This window comes from Arthrobacter sp. CAL618 (assembly GCF_000468215.1).
In the GTDB taxonomy this organism is placed as follows: domain Bacteria; phylum Actinomycetota; class Actinomycetes; order Actinomycetales; family Micrococcaceae; genus Arthrobacter_D.
Genome location: NZ_ASZW01000202.1, coordinates 1 through 1,635, shown reverse-complemented (window position 1 = coordinate 1,635; position 1,635 = coordinate 1). Strand labels below are relative to the sequence as shown.

Below are 1,635 nucleotides of genomic sequence, written 5' to 3'. Positions count from 1 at the left end.
GGCAGCCGCGGCGACGGTCGGGAGCCTGGCTGCGGCCCTGGTCGCAGCCAAGGCCCTGCATAGCGCTCTGAAAGCGGGTGAACAATCAGTTCGCTGGCTCGCGCATTCGACGGCCGCCGGAGTTTCTCTCCTGTCCGGGCTGTCGGCAACGATCGATTCCGGGGAATCGAGGCTTGCCTCAATTGAAGCCGAGGCCGAGACGCTTAGGTCTGAGGAAGCAGAGGCCAAGGCAGACGCTGCAGCGAAGAAGGCGGAGGCAGCCCGTGTGGCGGCGGAGCAGAAAGAACGGGCAGCAGCTGCAGCAGTGGCTGAGCAGGAACGAAAAGAGGCGGCCGAGCGGGCCGAAGCTGATCGTCTGGCAGCCGAGGCTGCCGCTTTGGAAGCTGAAAGGCTCGCCGAAGCCGAACGGGAGCGCGTCCGAAACCTTCCCGCGCCCTACGTTCCGCCGGCTCCGCAGCCCGCCCCTCCGGTCGTGCAGCCTCCACCGCCAGCGCAGGAGCCCTTCCCGGGTTATACCGGTCCCCGGTGTTACGCCCCCGGTGGGAAGACCTGGAAGCCCTGCCCCTAACGGGTCAGGTGGTTGGGCAGCCGGTTCCCCGGCGCGCGCCCCCGGATTTCCAGCAGCTCCCGCGCATGCGCCTCAAGTCGGCGGTCCTCTTCGGACCGGGGTATCCACCCCGGGACGGCCACAGCTGTGCCGTTCGCATCCCTGGCCACCATCACGGTGAGGCAGTAGGTGGTCAGATTCATCTCCTCGTCGGTCGGTTTTCCGGACCTGACGTGGACGGCGATGTGCATTCCCTTGTTGCCCGTATAGACCAGGCGGGCTTCCACCTCCACCACGTCCCCGATCAGCAGCGGCCGATAGAACCGCACCCCACCGGAGAACACCGCCACGGTGTCCTGGCCGCAGTACCGGGCCGAACAGACGTAGGCGGCCTCATCGATCCAATCCATCACCGTGCCGCCGTGCACTTTGCCACCCCAGTTCACGTCGGTCGGCGCCGCGAGGAACCGCAGGGTAACTTTTTCGGCGGTCCCTTCGTCGGTGTAAACCTGTCCGCGCATCGCCTCGACAATTTCCTCGCGCACAGCGATCCGGGCCTTCGCCGCGTCCCGGCGGCTGACCTCTTCGGGGGTTGACGGTTCGTACGGTGGTACTGGAACAGGCTTGCCATCCGGTCCGACCGCTACGAAAATCACCAGGCATTGGCTGCGCATTGACGCGTCGCCGCCTTTGACGTCACCGGAGGACACCACGGTCTGGATGTGCAGCGACGACCGCCCGGTGTACACAATGGTCGCCTCGACCTCCACCATGTCGCCCACATTCACCGGATCAGCGAAGTGGATATTGCCGACGTACGCGGTGACACAGTAACTTTTCGCCCACCCGACGGCGGCAGCGTAGGCTGCCTTATCCACCCATTCCAGCACCGTCCCGGCGTCGACGGAACCACTGTGTCCGAGGTCGGTGGGTGCAGCGAGGAAGCGCAGGGTTACCGAGTTGGTCTGATTCATTGAGTCAGTATCGCGCACCAGCCGCCGCAGCGGACTATGTGTCGGCGGGGCGCCCCGGACTAGGCCTGCACTGCTGGCTGGCGTTCCACGCTTTCGGCTATCTCCGCGAGACGG

Annotated in this window: 1 protein-coding gene and 1 pseudogene; one reads left to right on the top strand and one right to left on the bottom strand. The window is 65.8% G+C overall.

The genetic code is table 11. The features are described 5' to 3' along the window. Positions 1 to 568 (top strand): annotated as a pseudogene (locus K728_RS21310) (hypothetical protein); the annotation flags it as partial. On the opposite strand, the gene K728_RS0112295 reads toward K728_RS21310, so the two are convergent. Then, positions 565 to 1,521 carry an acyl-CoA thioesterase gene (locus K728_RS0112295; RefSeq protein ID WP_024476901.1) on the bottom strand — a complete coding sequence of 319 codons (957 nt, stop codon included), beginning with the start codon at positions 1,519 to 1,521 and terminating at the stop codon, positions 565 to 567. The pseudogene K728_RS21310 and the gene K728_RS0112295 overlap by 4 nt on opposite strands. Positions 1,522 to 1,635 lie beyond the last annotated feature (114 nt).